Below are 2325 nucleotides of genomic sequence, written 5' to 3' on the forward strand. Positions count from 1 at the left end.
ATCGCCCTGGTCATGCTCACCCTCGCCGGCCCCCGCCCCCAACTCCCCGGACGCCAACCCGCCTCAGCATGACCCACACATCAAGCAGGAGAGCCTCAAAAGGCGTGCGCCCCGTCGACGACAGATGTCGCCGGCGGGGCGCGTTTCCTTACCTGGGCCGAGACCCGGTGGATTACTCGGGCCGAGCCCCGGTGTCGCGGCTGCGGAGGATGGCGAACGCCGCAGCAGCCAGGCCCAGCACACCCACGACCAGGCCAGCGATCCCGAGGCCGCGGGCGGTCGAGTCACTGGCCGAGGCGGTCGACTTGGAGCTGTCGGAGCTCTTCGTGTTCGTCGACGTGGCGGTCGAGGTGCTGCCTTCGTCCGCGGCCTTGGCCGTGAGCTTGAGGACCGGCGCCGGATTCTCCGGCTCCTCGCCGCCCTGGGCTTCCTCGATCCAACGAACGACCTTCCCGTCGGAGTACGTCTGGAGCGCCTTGAAGGTCAGCTGGTCGGTGTCATCGGGCAACTGGCCGAAGGCGACGTTGAAATCCTCGTACTGGCCCGGGCCGATCTTGCCGCCGGTCCAGGCGAGCCCAGGGCTGCGCGACTGGTTCGTAGCTGACTCGTGACGCCGGCAAGTGGAATTCTTCACAATGGTGTTGGGCTTATAACCATGAGCCGCCGCCTGTGACACGCCTGCCGCGTGTGGCGCTGGACGTAGTGACCCCGGGCGGGGTCGTGGCGCCTGACCTCTTGGGGGAGGCCACGGGCGCCGTCGTGCAGGGGCAGGCTCGTTTATCCCCTGCGGCGAGTCTGTCCCTGCTCGCAAGGACCGGCCTGGGCGCCCAACTGGTGGCGTGGCACGGGCGTCCAGGCCTCCCTCACCGGCCGGTCACGCGGTGTGCGGCTGTGCGTCCCACACGATGCGGAAGGCTTCCGCTTCGACCGGGGTGATCTCTTCGCCGTCGAGCCACCAGATGTAACCGCCGTCGACGAACCGGGGCGGCCGGGATCGGGCCACGTCCTCCCAGGTGCTGACGTCGATCTGGTCGATCTCCTTGACGAGGCGGCCGCCGCAGTAGGTCTCTCGTCGGGTCATGGCTGCCATCTCCCGGGGGCGTTGTGGGGCGGGCCGGGGTTCTACCCCTCCCGGGCGCACGGGTTCGCGCCGCCCACCACGAACGCAGGCGGTGTACGGCCGCCCGGTACGCCTGCCCCTTCCAGGGCTCACGGCCAGCGTACGCCGGGCCCGTTGCCGGTCCCTGTCGGTGTGCATGCGAATCTGCCGCCCCGGATGTACCGTCCCCCGGCATGAACAAGCCTGTACTCGTAGAGCTGACCGACGGACTGGACGACGCGACCAACGTGAGCGTCAGCATCCCCCGTTCCGTGCTGAATCAACTGGTGGCGGGAGGTACCTGGTTGGCCCGGTCGGGACGTGACGCTGAGGTGTCGATCTCAGGCCAGGACCAGGAAGTGGGGAAGGTAACGATCAACATCTACGAGGGCTGACGGCCGTCAGTCGCCGAGCTCGAGGTCTGGGCGGAACATGATGCACGCGGCCAGGCCGTCGCGCAGCGCGGCGACGGCCTCGTGCGCGTCGACGCGGCGGGGCGGGCCGTCGTCGACGTCGCAGTCGCCGAGGTGCAGCGACACCAGGTCACCCCTCTCGACGACCTTGAAGCCGGTCCCGCCGCCGGTGAAGGTCGGCAGCCCGGTCATGCGGGGCGGCTTCGCCGGCGGCGCCGGCGGGGGGCGTGGCCGGCTGCTCCCCCTCGGCGGCCTGGGCGAGGGCCTGGGCGACGGTGTCGCGCTGGAGCCGCAGGAAGATGTTGACGGTGTCGTTGCCGGTGACCTGTTCCTCGAGCCAGGCCAGGATGACGCGCAGACACATGGGATCCGGTGGTGGCTCGCTCATGCGTTCGATTCAAGCATCGGGTCTGGCGACGGTCGAGCAGGGGCCGATTCCGAAGAGTACGAGAATCGGCGGGGGCCGGGGATCGGTCGGGGTCTGCGAGTAACGGGCCGTTGGGCGGGCGAGGGGGCGGCCGATGCTGCCGTTGGCTGGGCGATGACGTGTGGCTGGGCCTGCGGTCGGGGTCAGGCGTCGGCTCCGGCCTAGGCGCTGCGCCCACCGTTGTGGGGGCCGTGCCAGTCCAGGCACAGCACGGTGGCGTCGTCCTGAAGGTGCCCGTTGCAGGCGTCGATGACCGCGGCGGTCAGAATGCACACGACTTCGCGGGGATGCTCGGGGGCGGTGTCACGGATCAGGCCGGGCAGGTCCAGGGTCTCTGCCTGGCGTTCTTGCATGCCGTCGGTGTAGAGGAGCAGGCGGTCGCCCGC

General features: G+C 69.9%; 5 protein-coding genes and 1 pseudogene. 1 reads left to right on the top strand and 5 read right to left on the bottom strand.

Features of this window, described 5'->3' with window-relative positions; all coding sequences use genetic code 11:
- Positions 1-172: 172 nt before the first annotated feature.
- Together ACWDA7_RS52105 and ACWDA7_RS52110 are read right to left on the bottom strand one after the other, a co-directional pair.
- Positions 173-574 (bottom strand): annotated as a pseudogene (locus ACWDA7_RS52105) (DUF1775 domain-containing protein); the annotation flags it as partial.
- A gap of 300 nt (positions 575-874) precedes the next feature.
- Positions 875-1081 carry a hypothetical protein gene (locus tag ACWDA7_RS52110; RefSeq protein ID WP_450615151.1) on the bottom strand — a complete coding sequence of 69 codons (207 nt, stop codon included), beginning with the start codon at positions 1079-1081 and terminating at the stop codon, positions 875-877.
- Positions 1082-1293: 212 nt separating this feature from the next.
- Between ACWDA7_RS52110 and ACWDA7_RS52115 the strand changes: the two genes are divergently transcribed.
- Positions 1294-1494, top strand: a complete 201-nt coding sequence (locus ACWDA7_RS52115; RefSeq protein ID WP_450615153.1) for a hypothetical protein — start codon at positions 1294-1296, stop codon at positions 1492-1494.
- A 6-nt stretch (positions 1495-1500) separates the two neighbouring features.
- Here ACWDA7_RS52115 and ACWDA7_RS52120 read toward each other — a convergent pair whose 3' ends face one another.
- The 3 genes from ACWDA7_RS52120 to ACWDA7_RS52130 form a co-directional block, all read right to left on the bottom strand.
- Positions 1501-1638 (bottom strand): DUF6233 domain-containing protein, encoded by a 138-nt coding sequence (locus tag ACWDA7_RS52120; RefSeq protein ID WP_450615155.1) that lies wholly within the window; start codon positions 1636-1638, stop codon positions 1501-1503.
- A 4-nt stretch (positions 1639-1642) separates the two neighbouring features.
- Positions 1643-1900: a hypothetical protein gene (locus ACWDA7_RS52125; RefSeq protein ID WP_450615157.1), complete on the bottom strand. Its 258-nt coding sequence runs from the start codon at positions 1898-1900 to the stop codon at positions 1643-1645.
- Positions 1901-2100: 200 nt separating this feature from the next.
- Positions 2101-2325 (bottom strand): SpoIIE family protein phosphatase (locus tag ACWDA7_RS52130; RefSeq protein ID WP_450615158.1); only part of this gene is annotated, 225 nt, incomplete at its 5' end.

This window comes from Streptomyces sp. NPDC001156 (genome assembly GCF_053598275.1).